General features: G+C 30.2%; 1 protein-coding gene. It reads right to left on the minus strand.

Annotation, left to right across the window (positions count from 1 at the left end; genetic code table 11):
- Positions 1-64: 64 nt before the first annotated feature.
- A complete protein-coding gene (locus BM186_RS26525; RefSeq protein WP_139228048.1) occupies positions 65-937 on the minus strand; it encodes a hypothetical protein in 873 nt (290 codons plus the stop codon).
- Positions 938-1,437 lie beyond the last annotated feature (500 nt).

Here is a 1,437-nt window from a genome sequence, read left to right on the forward strand (position 1 = left end):
AATCATCATTGTTGCTGCTAATATTGCTTTAATTTCATTTCTCATATAGTCCTTATGTTGTTAATTAAAATGGTAATTCTTCATCACAGATAGATGATTCATCAGTATTGCTTTTAGGTTTTTCTGCAACCGTTGGTAAAAAACCTTCTCTTCTTTTTGGAAAAGACACTTTATAACCTTCAATTTCTTTTTCAGGTTTAATCGTCTCAACTGCTTTAAGGAATTTAAGGTCTATCAATTCTTGGTGTGCCTTGTTGATTTTTCTCAATACTTCATTTTTAACTTGGCTCTCAGCTTGAAGTCTTTTCAATATTTCGCTCAACTTAAATGTTGAATTATTGAATTGGTTTGTTGTGTAGAACATAAAAAGTATTTTGGCGTAATCGCTCTTTATTTTCTTGTAGTCGCTCAAACAAATGTTAAAGATTAGATTTGCATCATATTCATAAAACTGTTCAAAGAATTTACTGAAAGTAATTTTTATTTCTTCTCTGTTTTCTTTATTTTCTTCTACATGTGTAAGTAAATGGCATTTATATGTTTTTGGGCCATAACTAAACGCAAGATAGAAATCAAGCATATTCTCCAATGACTTATGTATCTTTTCTATGTAAATTTTTTTGTTGCTTGGATGCACTTTATGAAATTTCATAAAATGATTTAAGTTAATCGTGAAAGTCAATCTATCACTTTTTAACTTCATTTTGAGCAGATAATAAAAAACATCAAAATCGAAATTTACAGATAATGGATAGAAACGCATTTCCACATTGTGGAAACCATAAAATCTATCAATGATTATTTCTTTTCTTATTTTCTTTCCAGTAGTCACGGACTGGAATATTGGGAGATGAAGAATTGATTTAGCAAAAGAAACAAAGTCATCTTGTGCGTATATTTCTTTTTCACTTTGTAAACTGTTAAATATGTATGTCATATTGCTCCTTATTTGATTATATAGTTATATCAAACCATATAATTTCAATAAGTCAACAGAACAGCACTACATATACCGCCCAGCATTATAGTGTTTCATATAGCCATACATATACACATCATAGAGCCACCCCCATATCCATCATATGGTCATACATATATCTATCATATAGCCATACATATAAACATCATAGAGCCATACATATATGACCCTAAATTTTGGCTTAAAAACAACCTTAAATAACTGTCCTAAGTATCTTTTAAGTATTTATAAGAAGACTTGAAAACTTTTTCGAGTGCAGCAGAGCACGCCCTAACGGGCTAAAACCACTGGAATAAGCGAACGAAGTTCGCAGATTTGAAGAGCGAAGCGAAGCAAATCATAAAACGAAGTTTTTCAGTGCGTTTTGCATAATGGTTATTTACACTTAACCATTGAAAATATATTTAAAAAGTTCCTCCGACTTTCTTGACATTATATATTTATATGGGAAAATATAA

The sequence above is a fragment of the Ectopseudomonas toyotomiensis genome (assembly GCF_900115695.1).
In the GTDB taxonomy this organism is placed as follows: domain Bacteria; phylum Pseudomonadota; class Gammaproteobacteria; order Pseudomonadales; family Pseudomonadaceae; genus Aquipseudomonas; species Aquipseudomonas toyotomiensis.

Coding starts and splice junctions, on each gene's coding strand:
- BM186_RS26525 (WP_139228048.1), bottom strand. CDS start 937: ATGACATACATATTTAACAGTTTACAAAGTGAAAAAGAAATATACGCA.